This window comes from Pseudoxanthomonas sp. 134C1, from assembly GCF_057773065.1.
Window position 1 is genome coordinate 422,797 of sequence record NZ_JBYMTH010000001.1, and the last position, 17,500, is coordinate 440,296.

A 17,500-nucleotide genomic window follows, 5' to 3' on the forward strand; every position below is an offset into this window, starting at 1 on the left:
GCCGTCGGCTGCCGATGCTGTGCACGGCGGAGCAATCCGCCGTTTTCTTCTTTGAAACATCCGGAGGTAAAGACGTGAGAATCCGCGATATCGCACTCCTGAGCGGGATCTGCTTGGCCATGGGACTGGCAGCCTGCGCCAAGCAGGAGCCCGCCACCGCCGATCAGAAACCCGCCGAGCCGGCGAAGCTGACCGACTGGCCCCGCCTGACCAGCGCCGTGGCGCAGGACCCGGCCCTGGAAGCGCGTATCAAGGAAATCCTGGCGTCGATGACCCTGGCCCAGAAGGTCGGCCAGATGACCCAGGCGGAGATCAAGTCGATCACGCCGGAGGAAGTCCGCAAGTACTACATCGGTTCGGTGCTCAATGGCGGCGGCTCCTGGCCGGCCAAGAACAAGCATGCCGACGTGAAGGATTGGCTGGCCCTGGCCGATGCCTACCACGCGGCCTCGATGTCGACGGACGCGAAGATTCCGGTGCCGATCATCTGGGGCACGGATGCCGTGCATGGTCACAGCAACGTGTTCGGCGCGACCATCTTCCCGCACAACATCGGCCTGGGCGCGGCGCATGACGCGGCATTGATCGAGAAGATCGGCGCGGCCACCGCGCAATCCACCCGCGCCACCGGCATCGGCTGGGCGTTCGCGCCGACCGTGGCGATCGCGCAGAACGCGCGTTGGGGCCGCACCTACGAAAGCTATTCCTCGGAGCCGGCACTTATCCGCGAGTACGGCGCGGCCTACGTCAAGGGCATGCAGGGCACGCTGAAGGGCGATGGCGACGTGGTCGCCACGGCCAAGCATTTCATCGGCGATGGCGCCACCGACAACGGCAAGGACCAGGGCAATTCCACGGTGCCGCTGAGCGACATGATCAACGTCCACGGCCAGGGCTACTACGGCGCCATCGAGGCCGGCGTGCAGACGGTGATGGCGTCCTACAACAGCTGGAACGACGTCGCCGCCGGCAAGGACTACGGCAAGATGCACGGCACGAAGGACCTGCTGACCGGCGCGCTGAAGGACAAGATGGGCTTCGACGGTTTCATCGTGTCCGACTGGAACGGCATCGGTCAGGTGCCGGGCTGCAGCAACGCCAGCTGCGCCGCTTCGATCAATGCCGGCATGGACATGATCATGGTGCCGGACGACTGGAAGGCCTTCATCGCCAACACCCTCCAGCAGGTCGAGAGCGGCGAGATTCCGCTGGCCCGCATCGACGACGCCGTGACCCGCATCCTGCGCGTCAAGCTGCGTGCCGGCCTGTTCGAACACAAGCCATCCGACAGCCCGCACGCCGGCAAGCCGGAATCGCTGCAGCATCGTGAACTGGCCCGCCAGGCGGTGCGTGAATCGCTGGTGCTGCTGAAGAACGAGAACACCGCGCTGCCGCTCAAGCGCAATCAGCGCGTACTGGTCATCGGCAAGAACGCCGACAGCGTGCCGAACCAGGCCGGTGGCTGGTCGCTGACCTGGCAGGGCACCGACAACACCAATGCCGACTATCCGAACGCGGACACGCTGCTGGCCGGCATCCGCGAAGCGGTGGGCGACGCCAACGTGACCGTACGCGAATCGGCCGAAGGCGTGGATCCGGCCAGCTTCGACACCGTCATCGCGGTGATCGGCGAGACCCCGTACGCCGAGATGATGGGCGACATCCTGCCGTACCAGACCGTCGCCCACAGCCAGCGCAATCCCGAGGATCTGGCGGTGCTGAAGTCCGCCGCCGCCACCGGCAAGCCAGTCGTGACGGTGTTCCTGTCCGGCCGTCCGCTGTACGTCAACGATCTGATCAACCTGTCGAGCGCCTTCGTCGCCGCCTGGCTGCCGGGTACCGAAGGCAAGGGCGTGGCCGACGTGCTGTTCGCCGGGGCGGATGGCAAGCCGGCGCATGACTTCCGCGGCCGCCTGACCTTCCCGTGGCCGGGCGACGCGTGCCCGGCGCCGTCGAACCATCCGGATCCGAAGAAGCCCGCGCAGTTCGGACTCGGCTACGGCCTGTCCTACGCCAAGCCCGGCCCGGTCGCCAAGCTGGCCGAAGCCGCGCCCGCGACCTGCGGCGAAGCCACCACGGTGGCGGTCTTCAACCTCGCCGACGCCGCGCCGTACGCGCTGCGCCTGTCGGCGGCGGGCCAGGACCGCGCGCTCGGCGCCGATCTCAACCAGACCATCGAGTGGCCGCAGGACAAGCCGGCGCTGCGCGTGCGCACGGTGCAGGTCAACACCCAGCAGGACGCCAAGGAAGTCACCTGGCTGGCGCCGGCGCGCTTCTATGCGCGCAGCCCTGGCGGCACCAGCATGGCCTCGATCGCGCAGGACAAGGGCGTGCTGCTGTTCGACATCAAGCTCGCGCAAGCCCCGAAGGGCAAGGTGACGTTGCGCTTCGGCTGCACGCAGGGCTGCGGCGACGGCATCGATCTGGCACCGCAGCTGGCCGGCTACAAGCCCGGCGACAAGCACACCGTGAAGGTGCCGCTGTCCTGCTTCGCCGATCGCGGCGCCAACCTGGGCGGCATCGACATGCCGTTCGCGATCGACGCCGACGCCCCGTTCTCGGCCGCCTTCACCAACATCAAGGTGGTGGCCGGCGCGGCGGGTGATGCGGATGCGTTGAAGTGCGGGAAGACGGGCGGTTGATGCGCTGAAGACGGCGGCGGTCCACCGCCTTTGCCGACGCAAGCGGACGGGGCGAACCAACGGTTCGCCCCGTCGTCGTTTCCAGCCCCGAAGCCCCATGGGAACCTTCGCCCGGAGCCATGGTCTTTCGGAGGTCCGTCGCTACGCGGGCGCCATGAAACTGACAAGGAAATGACGATGCGAACCTTCATGCGCGGTGCGATCCTGACGTTGGCTGGCTTGATGGTGGGTGGGTGCTCGCAGCCAGGAAGCGCGGCGGCGACCGAGCATGACGGCGTGCCCCCCGCCGCTCAGGTCACGGTGCTGATGCGCGAAGTGGCCCCGAGCGAACACATGGCCGGCATCACCGCATTGCCCTGGAAAGGCGGCACCATCGCGTTGCTCGATCCGCCATTCGTGCAGACCCGCGATATCGCCTTGATCAACCTGGTCAATGACGCATCGGGCCAGCCCGCGCTGACCGCCCGTTTCACTGACGAGGCCGCGCCCCGCATTGAACAGGCCACGAAGGCAAGGGTGGGGCGTCAGGTCGCACTGACCGTCGATGACCGCGTCATCACGGTCGCAAATATTGCCGGATGGTTTGGCCACAGCATGCAATTCTCCGGCGAGGGGCGCGCGGAAACGCTCGACCTGTACAGGGAAATCACCGGCCAGGCGCCGCCCGTCGCGCATTGAGCGTGACGGGCGGTGAGCCGCGCTTCCTACTGGCGCACACCCCGGAATTCCGCCTCGATCTGCTCCAGCGTCCGTCCCTTGGTCTCGGGCAGCAGAAACGCCGCCACCAGGAAATACAGCACGGTGCAGGCGGACCAGAAGAAGAACATGCTGGCGTAGCCGTAGTGGCCGACGGTGGGCAGGAAGATGGCCGCGATGGTGGTGGAGACGAACTGGTTGATCAGCAGGGCGATGCTCATGCCGTTGGAGCGGATGCGGGTGGGCATGAGTTCCGACAGCGCCAGCCACACGCATACGCCGGGGCCGACCGCGAAGAATGCGACGAACACCAGGATGCAGGCGGCGACCGCCCAGCCGTGGGCCGGTGACGGCACCGCGCCGAGGCTGGCGCGTTCGATCACCAGCGGCGCGTGCGCCGCCTTGGCCGGATCCGGGAACGGGTTCAGGTGCAGCCGGCGGAAGAACGCGCCGATGACGCTGTCGGCCTGCACGGTCTGATCGCGGCGCAGGACCACCTCGGGCGCGCCGGGCGCGTCGCTGCGCAGCGAACGAACGTTGCTGAAGCCACCGTAGGCGTAGGCGATGGTCAGCTGTTGCGGTCCGGTCGCGCCGTCGACGCCGAGGCGGCGCCACTGCGCGGCGTCCAGCTCCAGTTTCAACGCATCGCCGGCGATCTGCGATTGCAGTATCGGCGAGACATCGCGGTCGCCACGCTCGGCGCGGACGAACAGCAACGCGGCGGCGAGCAGCGCCACCGCGATGCCGCCGCTGCCCAGCATCAGCAGGAATTTGCGTCCCTTGCGATCCACCAGCACCAGCGCCACCACCGTCATCACCGCATTGAGTACCTTGATCGCCACGTCGGCGCCGTTGGCGACCGCGCCGGGCAGGCCGGCCTGGTTGAGGATGTTGACCGCGTAGGCCAGCACGGAGTTGATGCCGGTGGCCTGGGTGAAGGCGAGCACCGCGCAGGCCAACAGGAACGGCCAGATGTAGCGGCGGCTGAGCAGGCGGTCACGCGCCCGCGGTCCGTCGGCCTCTTCCGGCGTCTGCATCCGCGCCAGCGTCGTCTCCACCTCGCCGGCCGGAACGGTGCGGCGCAATGCGTCGCGCGCGCGTTCGGTCCGCCCGCGCCGTACCAGCCAGCGTGGCGATTCGCTCAGCAACAGCACGCCGGCGGTGAACACCAGGCCCGGCAGCAGGCAGCTCCAGAAAATCGTCCGCCAAGCATGATCCTTCGCGGCGAACAGCGCGCGCTGCTGTTCGGCGGCGGCCAGTCCCCGCACCGAGGCTTCCGCCGCGTCCACCGCGTGCGCGTGGTACAGACCGATCACCGCCGCCAGCACCAGCCCGATGGTGAGCAGCAGCTGGAACATCGCCGCGCCACGTCCACGTCGTTCCGGCGCGAGCACCTCGGCCAGATACAGCGGCACCACCACGCCGATCAGACCGCCGCTCACGCCCTGCAGCAATCGACCGAGCAACAGCGGCGTATAGCCGGAGGCCAGCGCCATGACCGGAATGCTGAGGGTGAACAGCAGGCCGGCCAGGAACATCGCGCCGCGGCGGCCGATCAAATCCGCGATGGCGCCGGCGAACAGCGAGGAGAGCACGCTGCCCAGCAGCACCGCCGCCACCACGAAGCCGAGTTGCTGGCTGGTGAGGTGCCAGCTGACGGTGGCCGTGGCTTCCAGATACGGCAGCGCGCCGGCGATGATGCCGATGTCGATGCCGTAGAGCAGGCCGCCCATGCCGGCGATGAACAGCAGGTAGCGCACCTGCCAGCGCGGGGACGCATCGAGGGTGGGCGCGGCCAGCGTGGCGGAGGGATCGTTCATTCGGATGCCGGTCCTGTCGATTCATGCGCGCAAGGCGCGGGAAGCGCCGGGTGCGAAGGACACCGGCGCGGAGAACGGAAAGCGGATCAGTCCAGCGGGATCGCGTCGCCTTCGACGAACACCTGCCGCACCTGCAACTGCGGATCCAGCACCACCAGATCCGCCCAGGCCCCGGCCTGCACGCGGCCGCGATCCGCCAGGCCCAGGTAGTCGGCGGGATAGCGGGAGAGGCGGTTGGAGGCGTCGGCGACCTCCAGTCCCAGCGAGACCAGATTGCGCAGCGCCTGATCCATGGTCAGCGCGCTGCCGGCCAGCGAGCCGGCGGCCAGGCGCACGCAGCCCAGGCACTTGAATACACGCTGCGAGCCCAGCGCGTACTCGCCGTCGGGCATGCCGGTGGCGGCGGTGGCGTCGGTGACGCAGTACAGGCGCGGAATCGCCCGCAGCGCGGCGCGGATCGCACCGGGATGCACGTGCTTCAGATCCGGAATCAGCTCGGCGTACTCGGCGTGCGCGAGCGCAGCGGTCGCGATGCCCGGATGGTAGTGATCCACGCCGGTCATGCCGTTGAACAGATGGGTGAACCCGGCCGCGCCGGCTTCCAGCGCGGCTACGCCGTCCTCGTAACTGCCGGCGCTGTGGCCCAGCTGCACGCGGATGCCGAGCGTGTTGAGTTGCGGAATCAACGTCCGGTGCGCGCCGATTTCCGGCGCCAGGGTCAGCACCCGGATCGGTGCCAGCGCGTGCAGGCGACTGACCTGTTCCAACGTCCCCTCGACCACCAGCGGCGGCTGCGCGCCCAGCCGCTCGATGCTGATGTACGGGCCTTCCAGATGCACGCCGAGTACCCGCGCCATGCCTTCGCCACGCTCGGCGATGGCGGGAGCCAGGCCTTCCAGCGCCTGCACGATGTCGTCCTCGTGCGCGGTCATGGTGGTGCCCAGCAGCGCGGTGGTGCCGTGGCGCGCATGCGCGCGGGCCACGGTGCGCGCGGCGTCGCCGCCCTGCATGATGTCCACGCCATCGCCGCCGTGGACGTGCAGGTCGACGAAGCCGGGCAGGATCAGCGGCTCGTCGCTGTTTTCCCCGATATCCGGTGCGGGATGGAGCGCACGCACGCGCTGGTCGAACTCGATGGTTCCGCGCATCCAGCCGTCGGCGGTGAGGATGCGGCCCTGCAGCGTGCGTGTCGCGGTCATGGTGGCGGTGGCTCGGCGATGATGACTTCGATGCCCAGCCGCTGCAGTCCTTCGCGATAGTCGCCGCTGATGCCGTCGTCGGTGATGATGGTGTGGATCTGATCCAGGCGGGCGATGCGGTGCAGGCTGACCCGGCCGAACTTGGAGGCGTCGGTCAGCACCACGATGCGGCGCGCGCGCTCGACCATGCGGTGATTGAGGCTGGCCTCGGCCTCGTGGTGGGTGGTCAGGCCGAACTGCAGATCCAGGCCGTCCACGCCGAGGAATACGGTGTCGAAGCTGTAGGTGTTGAGGCTGGCCTCGGCCTGGCTGCCGTGCAGCGACAGCGACTGCTTGCGCAGCAGGCCGCCGGTCAGCAGCAACTCCACGCCGGGCGCGTTGGCCAGTTCCCAGGCGATGTTCAGGCCGTTGGTCATCACGGTGACGTCGCGATGATCGCGCAGGTGCCGCGCCAGGGTCATCGTGGTCGAACCGGAGTCGATGATGATGTTGTCGCCGGGCTTGACCAGGCGCGCGGCGTGCGTGCCGATGGACTCCTTCAGCGGATGGTTGAGCGCATCCTTCTCGTGGATGTCCTGCTCGGTCGGCGGCGTGCGCACCAGCGTGGCGCCGCCATGGTTGCGGGTGGCCAGGCCCTGCGATTCGATGTGGGTCAGGTCGGCGCGGATGGTCACCGACGACACCTCGAAGCGATCCACCAGATCCGCGACCTGCACGTTGCCGTGCTGGACCAGCAGCTGGAGGATCTGTTGCCGGCGTTGGCGGGTATTGCGCATGGCGGACCTGTGGATGTTCGGAAGCGGAACCGGAAGCTTACCGTTCCGAAAGCGCGCTGGCTGCGGAAGTTTCGTTTCCGGAGCGAGTGCCGGCCCGGTTGCGGGCGCAGGCGCGGGCGTACTCGCCCAGCCGCAGGGCGATCCGGTGCTGGACCAGCGCCAGCGGATCGGCGGTGAGGGTGCCCGCCTCGATCGCGCGCTGTTGCTCGGGCAGGAACTGGCTCAGCAGGATCATCGGCGGCACGTGCCGGCGCAGGTTGGCGACCAGACGATCCACCGCCGCGCGCACCTCCGGCTCGCCCCAGTAGTAGCGGCAGCGGTCGCTGAGCGCGTAGCCGCGCAGCAGGCGCAGTTCGGCCGCATCGCCGCTGTAATGGTTCTGCCAGTGCTTCGGTTTCTCCACCATGCAGCGATCCAGCACCTCGGGCAGATGCGAGCGTTCGGCTTCCGGCAGCAGTTCGTTCTCGATCGCCGCCAGCGCGAACAGCGCTTCGCGGTACGCGAACGTGGCGGCCGGGCCGACCTTGAGGATGGCGAAATGATCCCGCACCAGCGCGTGCAGCGCGGCTTCGGTCTGATAGTCGGTGGAATGCGCCTCGAACACGATGCGCGGCTGGCTTTCGACGAAGTCAGACAGCGCGGTGGCGGCGGCCGGAGCGTAGCCGTGCACCTGGCTGTGATCGAAGTCCACGCCCGGCTGCACCACCAGCGCGATCACCCGTTCCCAGGCGGGCCCCAGATCCGGTGCGGCGAAAGCCTGGCGATGGATTTCCAACGTGCGTGCGGCGGCGGCCGGCGTGGTGACGGCCAGACCGCCTTCCAGCGAGGCCTCACCGCCCGGCACCGGCACTTCCGTTCCGATCACGTACATCGGTGGTAGCAGGCCCGCCTCGGCGGCGGTGCGTTCGGCGATGCGGGCCAGTTCCGCCGAACGTGCGGCGACGATTTCGTCCGGCAGCGGATGCGGATCGCCGGCGCAGGACATGCTGCAGTCCAGGTGGATCTTGTGGAAACCGGCGGCGACGTAGGCGGCGATCAGATCGCGCGCATGCGCCATCGCCTGTTCGGCCGGCAGCTTCTGCCAGGCGTTCGGTCCCAGGTGATCACCACCGAGAATCAGGCGCCCGGCGGGAAAACCGTGCTCCCGCGCCAGCGCTTCCACATAGGCGCGGAACTGCACCGGGTTCATGCCGGTATAGCCGCCGAACTGGTCGACCTGGTTGGAGGTGGCCTCGATCAGCAGCACCGTGTCGTACCACTTCGCCACCTGCATCGAGGCCAGCAATACCTGCTCGTTGCTGGAGCAGATGCTGTACAGGCCGACGTTCTCGCCATCGCGATGCGCGGCAATCAGGGATTGGACAGCGGACACGGAACAGCCTCCGGAAAAAAAAGGAATCAGGAAATCGGGTGGTGCTGGCGCGCCAGCAGCGCCGCGCCACGGGCGCCGCCCGCATCGCCGAACACCGGCGGCAGGATCGGCGGCACCCGCACACCGGTGAACAGGTGGGCGGAGATCGCTGCCGGCAGTTCGCGGTACAGGCGTTCGTCCTTGGACAGGCCGCCACCCAGCACGATGACGTGCGGATCCACGGCCAGGATCAGGCTGGCCAGCGCGTGGCCGAGCAGATCCCGGTGCACGTCGAGCGCGCGCGTGGCGATCGCGTCGCCTTGGGCCGCGCGCCCGATGATCGTCGCGGCATCGATGCCGTCGCCGCCGAGGTGATGATGGGTCATCGCCAGGCCGCCGCCGGAGACGTAGCGCTCCACGCAGCCGCGCAGGCCGCAGGCGCAGTCGATCACCGGCAGGCCGTGTTTAGCCAGCAGGTGCGCGGCGACGCTCCAGTGACCCCATTCGCCGGCGATGCCGTTGTAGCCGTCGATCAACCGGCCCTGTACGCAGTAGCCGCCGCCCGCGCCGGTGCCGAGGATGGCGCCGAACATGCTGGGCTGGCCATCGGCCGCGCCGCCATGGGCTTCGGACAGGGCGAAGCATTGCAGGTCGTTGCCGAAGTGCAGCGGCTGCGCGATCCGCGCCCGCAGATCCCGGCCGACGGTCTGGCCGCTCAGCGCCGGCACGTTGGCGCTGAGCTGGCGGCCGCTGGCGCGATCGACCACGCCGGGCAGGCCGATGCCGATCGCATGCGCCGGTTGGCCGAGTTCGGCGCCGACTTCGCCCACCAGGCCGGCAACCGCGTGCAGGAAGGCCGGATAGTCGCGCGTCGGGGTGTCGATGCGACGGCGATGCAGCACCTCCAGGCGCGCATCGCAGGCGATCAGTTCGATCTTGGTACCGCCGATGTCGATGCCGTAGTAGTGCTGCATGGCCTGCTCCGGATCAGCCGTGGCGGTGGATGACCACGCCCTGCACGACACGGTTGACCGTGCCGTCGGGAAAAGGATTGTCGGGGGTCAGGCCCAGCGCCGACGAGCGTCGCAGCGCATAGCGCTGTGCCAGGGTCAGCCACACCGGCGCCAGCCAGGGATCCGGCAGCGACGGCACCGCGAGCGAGAAGTCTTCCGCCACGCCGGCGCCGTCGTCCGCGCGCGGGCCGACCGACAGCACGCGCCCGGCCACGCCGTCGCGACGCAGTTCGTCCAGCAGGTCCTGTTCGTAGCGGCGCGCCACCGGCTGCGCGCTGCGCATCACCACCACCAGCGTGTCGGCGTCCAGCGTCGACTTCGGTCCATGGCGGAAACCGAGTGGCGTATTGGCCAGCGCCAGCACGCGGCCCGCGGTCAGCTCCAGTACCTTCAGCGCCGCCTCGCGGGCGAGCGCTTCCAGTGGGCCGCTGCCCAGGTAGATCACGCGCGAAAACGCGGCATCGCCGGCCAGCGTGGTGACCGCGCGCTCCCAGTCGGCGAGCGCGCGCCGGCCCAGCGCGGCCACCGTGTGCAGTTGTTCCAGCCGCTGCTCCCAAGGGGTGCGATCGAACACCGCCAGCGCCGCGAGTTGCATGCAGGTCAGGCTGCTGGTCATCGCGAACGCGCGATCGCAGCTGGCCGGCGGCATCAGCAGGGTCAGGGTGTCGTCGCGGCCGCGGCCGCGGCGCGCCAGTTCGCCTTCGCCGTTGCAGGTGATGTCGAGGAAGCGGCTCAGGGCCACGCGCTCGCGCACCAGATCCACGGCGGCGATGCTTTCCGGACTGGAACCGCTGCGGCCGAACGACACCAGCAGGGTGGGGCGTTCGCGCTCAAGATAAAGATCCGGATGGGTCAACAGGTTGGTCGTATGCAATGCGCGCACGTCGGCGGGCCACTGCGCGTTGATGATGTCGGCGACCATTTCGGCGATGAAACCGGAACTGCCGGCGCCGGTGAAGATCACCCGGTTGCCGGGCTGGCGCAGCCAGTCGCCGAGGAAGGCGTCGATGGCGGCCTGCCGGTCGGCCAGAGTGTCCGCCAGCGCATCCCACAACGCGGGCTGCTGGGCGATTTCTTCGGCGGTGTGATGCCCGCCAAGGTGCTGCCAGGCGGACAAGTCGGAAAGCAGAGGAGCGTCCATTCATCGTTCCTGTTGGGCATGCGCACGATCTGTGTTTTCTTTCGAAATGTCAAATATCGAAAGATATTGGAAAGTTTGACGTGATCGGCATTTTCCCGCCTTGGGAAATCGAAATGGCCATGCGGACGCGAATGGATCCGCCTGTTAAGGCTTTTGAAGAGGGCGTGGCGAAAATGAATAGCGGGTTCTGAAAGTATTGCTTCGCAACAACTTTCGATATTCAGTAAATATCCTTCTTTTTTCTTTGCAATTTGTTGACATATTTCGAGACGCTGCCCTAGAGTCGGCCGCAATGGTTTTCGTAATCCCGCTCACGCGGGCTTGGGGAGCAAGTTGGAAACCCACGTTTGGCATCGCCGCAACCGCTTCGTCGCCCTCGCCTTGCTGGCGTTCGCCGCGAGTGCGCCCGCCTTTGCCGAAAACGTCGGCAACGTGCGCACCCTGCAGGCCGCGCCGGCGCGCGATGGCACGCCCGGCTGGGACATCACCACCGACAGCGGCGCGCGGGTGCGGGTGGATCTGCTGCGCGCCGACACGCTGCGCGTGCAGGCCGGCCGCAAGGGCAAGCTGACGCCGGCCGGCGACAAAGCCGCGCCGATCGTGTTGCCGCAATCGGCCGGCAAGGTGGACTTCGCTTTCGAGGAAGACGCGCGGGAAGCGCGCATCCGCACCGGCGCGCTGGTGCTGCATATCCAGCGCCAGCCGTTGCGCCTGTCGCTTGAACGCGTGGCCGGCGATCAGGTCACGCCGCTGTGGCGCGAACTGCAGCCGCTGGATCTGGACACGCAGCAGAGCGTGCAGGTGCTGTCCAGCGAAGCCGGCGAGCATTTCTACGGCGGCGGGCAACAGAACGGACGCTTCGAGTTCAAGGGCCGCGAACTTGAAATCGCCTACTCCGGTGGTTGGGAAGAAGGCGATCGCCCGAGTCCCGCGCCGATGCTGTTGAGTTCGCGCGGCTGGGGCATGCTGCGCAACACCTGGAGCGACGGCAATTACGATCTGCGCCAGCCGGATCAGGCCACCCTGCTGCATCGCGAGGATCGTTTCGACGCCTACTACTTCGTCGGCGCGGGCCTGCATGAACTGCTGGATCGCTACACCGCGCTGACTGGCCGTCCCGGCCTGCTGCCGCGCTGGGCGCTGTCCTATGGCGACGCCGATTGCTACAACGACGGCGACAACAAGAAAAAGCCCGGCACCGTGCCCGAAGGGTGGAGCGACGGCCCGACCGGCACCACGCCGGACGTGATCGACAGCGTCGCGCGCAAGTACCGCGAACACGACATGCCGGGCGGCTGGATCCTGCCCAACGACGGTTACGGCTGCGGCTACACCGATCTGCCGAAGACCGTGCAGGGCCTGGCGCGATATGGCTTCAGGACCGGCCTGTGGACTGAGAACGGCGTCGACAAGATCGCGTGGGAAGTCGGCAAGGCCGGCAGCCGCGTGCAGAAACTGGACGTGGCCTGGACCGGCAAGGGCTACCAGTTCGCGATGGACGCCAACCAGTCCGCCTACAACGGCATCCTCGACAATTCGGATTCGCGCCCGTTCCTATGGACGGTGATGGGCTGGGCCGGCATCCAGCGCTACGCGGTGGCCTGGACCGGCGATCAGAGCGCCAGCTGGGACTACATCCGCTGGCACATCCCGACGCTCATCGGTTCCGGCCTGTCGGGCATGGCCTACGCCACCGGCGACGTGGATGCGATCTTCGGCGGCAGCGCCGAGACCTTCACGCGCGATCTGCAATGGAAGAGCTTCACCCCGGTGCTGATGGGCATGTCCGGCTGGTCGTCGGGCGCGCGCAAGCATCCGTGGTGGTTCGACGAGCCTTATCGCAGCATCAACCGCGACTACCTCAAGTTGAAGATGCGCCTGACGCCGTACATGTACGGGTTGGCGCGCGACGCGGAAACCACGGGCGCGCCGATCGTGCGCGGGCTGATGTGGGATTACCCCGCCGATCCGGAGGCATGGGGCGAGGCGCACAAGTACCAGTTCGTGCTCGGTCGCGAATTGCTGGTCGCGCCGGTGTATCGCAGCCAGGCCGCCAGCCGTGGCTGGCGCCGTGACATCCACTTGCCGCAGGGCCGCTGGATCGACTACTGGGATGGCCGCCAGCTGCAGGCCGACGCGCAGGGCCGACGCATTGACCGCCAGGTCGAACTGGCGACCCTGCCGCTGTTCGTGCGCGCCGGCGCGATCCTGCCGATGTATCCGGAGATGCTCTACGACGGCGAGAAGCCGTTGGACGAACTGACCCTGGATCTGTATCCGCAGGGCGAGTCGAGCTACACCCTGTACGAGGACGACGGCAACACCCGCCGCTACGCCAAGGGCGAGTTCAGCGAACAGGCCATCCGCATGCACGCACCCGCGCAGGGCAGCGGCGAGGTGCGGGTGGAGATCGATCCCGTGCGCGGCCAGTACGCCGGCCAACTGCCGCAGCGCCGCTATGCGCTGCGCGTGCTGAGCCGCACCAAGCCGAACGCGGTGGAACTGGACGGCCGCGCGCTGCCACCGCTGGCCGATCGCGCCGCCTTCGACGCGGGCGCCGAAGGCTGGTACTTCGATGCCGAAGAGCGCCGCGGCACCGTGCATGTGCGCGGCGCGGCCACCGATATCCGCCGCGCGCTGGCGTTCCGGCTGGATGTCCCGGTCGCCGCGGCGCCGGCCGACGATGCCTTCCCGACCGCGCCGGAACTGGGCCGCGCGCTGCCCGCCGACAGCCTGCTGGTGGTCAACCGTCCCACTGAGGAACCCGGGCATCCGCTGGAGAACGCCTTCGACGACGATCCGGCCACCTGGTTCCGCACCGTGCGCAACCAGGCTGTTCGCACCGGCGCGCACGAATGGACGCTCGGCTTCGGCGAGCGCCGTCTGATCGACGGCGTCGAACTGGCGCCGCGCACCGACCAGCACTGGAAGCACGGCCAGGTGCGCGACTATGAAATCTATCTGGCGGACAGCAACGGCGAATGGGGCGAGCCGATCGCCCGTGGCCGCCTGAAGCTGGAACAGGGCACGCAGACGATCAGCTTCGCGCCGCGCGCCGGTCGTCTGCTGCGCTTCCGCGTGCTGAGCACGCAGAACCCCGATGGCGATGGCGCCGCCGGCAGCGATCCGATGGTGACGGCGGCGCAGGCGGGCACCGCGCGCGCGTTCGACGCCTTGCAACCGCGCGAAGTCGGGCCGATCACCCTGTCCACGTTCCGCGTGCTGGAACACCAGGAGGCCGAGCGCCCGGCGCGGCAACGCTATCTCTCCGAACTGGATCTGCCGACCGCGCTGCAATCCGGCGTCGCGCGCGATCGCGCCTTCGGCGGCCAGGCCGAAATGCGCATGAACGGCCTGCACTTCCGTCGCGGGCTGGGCGTGGGTGCCACCAGCCGCATCGATGTCGAACTGAAAGGCGGCTGGCGCCTGCTGCGCGCCGATCTCGGCATCGACGACAGTTGCCGCGAGGCCGGCGGCATCCAGTTCCAGGTCTGGGGCGACGACCACCTGCTGTACGACAGCGGGATGGTGCGCGCGCCGGGCGTGGTCAAACCCGAACTCGACATCCGCGGCGTCCACCGCCTGAGCCTGCGCACCCTCGGCGCGCAGGGCGCGCGGCCGGCGCAGGTCTGCGGCAACTGGGCCAATGCTGTCCTGATGGGACAGGAGGGCGATACCGCCACCATTTCCCCGCCATAACCCGCTCCAGAAAACAGTTTCACGTCGTCTCCCCCGCCTTGTGACTGCGGCCCGTTGGCCGTGGCCCGGGACCGCTGTTGCCTCACGCAAGCCCATCCACCACAGCAGCGCCGCGCGCTGCACCCCGAAACGAGGAGAGAACCCGATGTCGTCCGCAAGCCGCCGCCAACGCTGTATATCCATCACGCCACTGGCCCTAGCGCTGGGCACGGCGCTCGCCATGACCGGCACGGTCTCGGCGCAGACCGCCGATACGCCGCAGGAAGACGGCAAGGCCACCGAACTGGCCCGCATCGAGGTCACCGGTTCCAACATCAAGCGCACCGATGTCGAGACCGCCTCGCCGGTGCAGATCATCAGCCGCCAGGACATCGAGAACATGGGTGCGCGCACCCTGTTGCAGGTGCTGGACAACCTGCCGGCCGCGCGTCCGGCGCAGCAGGACTTCAAGTCGCTGTTCACCGGTTCGGACGGCGCGTCGCAGGCCAACCTGCGTGGCATGGGCGCGCAGGGCACGCTGGTGCTGCTCAATGGCCGCCGCCTGTCGTACTACGGCGCTCCGGCCGGCTTCCAGACCCAGTTCGTCAACATCGACGCGATTCCCGCCGCGGCGATCGAGCGGATGGAAGTGCTGACCGACGGCGCCTCGGCGGTGTACGGCACCGATGCGATCGCCGGCGTGATCAACGTCATCACCAAGAAGTCCTACCAGGGCCTCGAAGTCAACCTGACCACCGACAGTTCCTCGCGCATCACCAGCTATGGCGAGCACCAGGCCAGCATCACCGGCGGCTTCGGCAATCTCGACGAGGATCGCTACAACGTCTACGCCTCGCTGAACCTGTACCGCCGCGATCCGATTCCGCTGAGCGACTGGTACGACAAGAAGCCCGGCCAGTACTACGTCAACAACCCGAACTACATCAATAATTTCCGCTTCGGTACCGGCAGCGCGCCGGGCACGCTCAATCCCGGCAGCTACTTCGCCTTCGATCCGGTCACCGGCAGGCGCGTGCAGGAAGCCGCGCCGGGTTGCCAGAACGTGGCCATCGAAGCCGCCGGTCCCCGTTGCATCTGGCAGACCTGGATGAACAACGAGATCGACGCGGGCGCGAAGTCCGAGCGCATCACCGCCTACGTCAACGCGCACTTCCTGATCGGCGAGACCACCGAGGCGTTCGCCGAGGCGACCTACACCGACATCGATCTGCGCGCCAACGGCGGCACGCCGCGCGCGTTCGGCACCACCACCGGCAACCCGACCAGCTGGTTCGCCCGCAATACCGGCACCAACGTCAACCAGTTCTTCTATCCCTACCTGGGCCCGAACAACGTCTACAACCACGCCAGCCCCGAGCTGCGCGCGCTGATGGGCGGTGTGGTCGGCCTGCAGTACCTGATGCAGGACGTGGGCAAGAACCACTTCGGCCAGCGCAACACCGACAAGAGCTATCGCGGCTTGGCCGGCCTGCGCGGCAGCTTCGGCGACTGGAACTGGGAAACCGCGTTCGCCACCGCCGGCACCCATTCGGTCACCTACCAGACCGTCAACGTCAACCTGGATGGTTTCGCCCGGGCCTTCGGTCCGTTCACCGTCGACCCGGGCACCGGTCGCGTGATCATCTCGGACAATCCGGCGTACAGGTTCGGCGAGATGAGCGAAGCCAATGCGAAGCTGCTGCGCGAGGCGTATCCGACCTTCGACATCCAGTCCTGGACCCGCCTGCACACCCTGGACGGCAAGGTCGAAGGCCCGTTGTTCAACCTGCCCGCCGGTGAAGTGCGCGCGGCCTTCGGCTTCAACGTCAGCCGCGAGACCTTCTACACGCCGGGCAACCTCGACGCGGCCAACGGCAAGATCACCCAGCAGGGCGGTTCGTGGTTCGATGGCCGGCGCACCACCAGCGCGCTGTTCGCCGAAGTCGTCGCCCCGCTCACCGAGAAGCTGGAACTGGACGCGGCGCTGCGCGTGGACAAGTACCCTAACTTCGACGCCAACGTCGCGCCGAAGATCGGCCTGAAGTACCAGGCGCTGCCGACGGTGATGCTGCGCGGCACCTACTCGGAAGGCTTCCGCGCGCCGAGTCTGGCCGAGGCCGGCACCGGTGGTGTATTCGCCCAGCTGGGTGGCTTCGAGGATGACGTCCGCTGCGACGAAACCAACGCGATCGCCAATCTGCTGCTGCAGTCGAATCGCCCGGGCGACGTCGATCTCGGCAATTCGCTGCTCAACGTGGATTGCAGCCGCACCGTGGCGCGCATGACCCGGCCGAACCAGAACCTGCAACCGGAAAAGGCCAAGATCGCCACCCTGGGCGTGGTGCTGGAACCGTTCGACTGGCTGTCGGTGTCGGCCGATTACTGGTTCATCTACCGCCGCAACCAGATCGCCGCGCCGGACTACAGCAAGGAAACCGACATCGTGTCGATGACCCGCAATCCGATCACCGACAGCGACCGCGCCGCGGAGGCCGCGGTGGCCGCGATGTGCGCGGATCCGGCCAGCGGGGTGACCTGTCCGGGCACGCTGCCCACCTACAGCGTGGGCAACGTGGCCAGCGTGGTCGGCCAGTACAAGAACCAGGGCCGCACCCTGATCGACGGCTTCGACGTCGATGCGCGTGGCCATTTCCCGCTGGGCCAGTGGGGCGAGCTGAACGTCGGCGTGGCCGCGACCATCGCGCGCCGCAACGAGGCTTACCTGGACGATGAAACCCGCTGGTACTACGGCAACACGATCGGCTACTACGGCAACCCGCGCCTGCGCGCCACCTTGAACGCCGACTGGACCTACGGCGAGGTGACCACCAGCTTCTTCGTCAACTATGTCGGCAAGACCAAGTGGGCGTGGGACCGCGTCGATGCGCAGGACAATTCGCCGGAAACCTGCACCGCCGGGTCGCTGCCGGTGGATCCGGCCCACTGCGACGGCGTGCCGGCCTGGTGGACCGCCAACCTGGGTCTGTCCTGGCGGCCGGATGATCACTGGCATGCCGGCTTCACCATCAAGAATCTGTTCAATCGCATGCCGTTCTACGATCCGAACAGTTTCCTGGGTGATTCCAGCGACTACGTCAGCATCTTCGGCCGCAGCTATAGCTTCACCGTCGGCTACAAGTTCTGACATAGAATCCGCGCCGGTCCGCCGGCGCCTTGTCACAGG

Annotated in this window: 10 protein-coding genes; 4 read left to right on the top strand and 6 right to left on the bottom strand. The window is 67.9% G+C overall.

Annotated elements, in window-relative coordinates; genetic code table 11:
* Positions 1 to 119 precede the first annotated feature (119 nt).
* Positions 120 to 2,642 carry a glycoside hydrolase family 3 protein gene (locus tag AC3DEZ_RS01895; RefSeq protein ID WP_488386695.1) on the top strand — a complete coding sequence of 841 codons (2,523 nt, stop codon included), beginning with the start codon at positions 120 to 122 and terminating at the stop codon, positions 2,640 to 2,642.
* A gap of 177 nt (positions 2,643 to 2,819) precedes the next feature.
* Positions 2,820 to 3,320 (top strand): SecDF P1 head subdomain-containing protein, encoded by a 501-nt coding sequence (locus AC3DEZ_RS01900; RefSeq protein ID WP_488386696.1) that lies wholly within the window; start codon positions 2,820 to 2,822, stop codon positions 3,318 to 3,320.
* A 26-nt stretch (positions 3,321 to 3,346) separates the two neighbouring features.
* On the opposite strand, the gene AC3DEZ_RS01905 is transcribed toward AC3DEZ_RS01900, so the two are convergent.
* From AC3DEZ_RS01905 to AC3DEZ_RS01930, 6 genes are all read right to left on the bottom strand, one after another.
* On the bottom strand, positions 3,347 to 5,158 hold the full coding sequence (locus AC3DEZ_RS01905) for an MFS transporter (protein ID WP_488386697.1): 1,812 nt from the start codon (positions 5,156 to 5,158) through the stop codon (positions 3,347 to 3,349).
* An 86-nt stretch (positions 5,159 to 5,244) separates the two neighbouring features.
* Positions 5,245 to 6,357: an N-acetylglucosamine-6-phosphate deacetylase gene (locus AC3DEZ_RS01910; RefSeq protein WP_488386698.1), complete on the bottom strand. Its 1,113-nt coding sequence runs from the start codon at positions 6,355 to 6,357 to the stop codon at positions 5,245 to 5,247.
* Entirely contained in the window at positions 6,354 to 7,133 is a 780-nt protein-coding gene (locus AC3DEZ_RS01915) for a DeoR family transcriptional regulator (protein ID WP_447104128.1), read from the bottom strand. Before AC3DEZ_RS01915 ends, AC3DEZ_RS01910 begins: the two co-directional genes overlap by 4 nt.
* A gap of 37 nt (positions 7,134 to 7,170) precedes the next feature.
* The gene (locus AC3DEZ_RS01920) at positions 7,171 to 8,505 is read right to left on the bottom strand and encodes a D-tagatose-bisphosphate aldolase, class II, non-catalytic subunit (RefSeq protein ID WP_488386699.1); all 1,335 of its coding nucleotides are present in this window, start codon (positions 8,503 to 8,505) and stop codon (positions 7,171 to 7,173) included.
* Positions 8,506 to 8,531: 26 nt separating this feature from the next.
* A complete protein-coding gene (locus AC3DEZ_RS01925; protein ID WP_488386700.1) occupies positions 8,532 to 9,458 on the bottom strand; it encodes an ROK family protein in 927 nt (308 codons plus the stop codon).
* A 13-nt stretch (positions 9,459 to 9,471) separates the two neighbouring features.
* Positions 9,472 to 10,638, bottom strand: coding sequence for an SIS domain-containing protein (locus tag AC3DEZ_RS01930; RefSeq protein WP_488386701.1), 1,167 nt, complete (start codon positions 10,636 to 10,638; stop codon positions 9,472 to 9,474).
* Between the two features lie 381 nt (positions 10,639 to 11,019).
* Between AC3DEZ_RS01930 and AC3DEZ_RS01935 the strand changes: the two genes are divergently transcribed.
* The gene (locus AC3DEZ_RS01935) at positions 11,020 to 14,337 is read left to right on the top strand and encodes a TIM-barrel domain-containing protein (protein WP_488387034.1); all 3,318 of its coding nucleotides are present in this window, start codon (positions 11,020 to 11,022) and stop codon (positions 14,335 to 14,337) included.
* A 220-nt stretch (positions 14,338 to 14,557) separates the two neighbouring features.
* Complete coding sequence (locus tag AC3DEZ_RS01940) at positions 14,558 to 17,461, top strand: TonB-dependent receptor plug domain-containing protein (RefSeq protein WP_488387035.1); 2,904 nt, start codon at positions 14,558 to 14,560, stop codon at positions 17,459 to 17,461.
* The last annotated feature ends 39 nt before the right edge of the window (positions 17,462 to 17,500 follow it).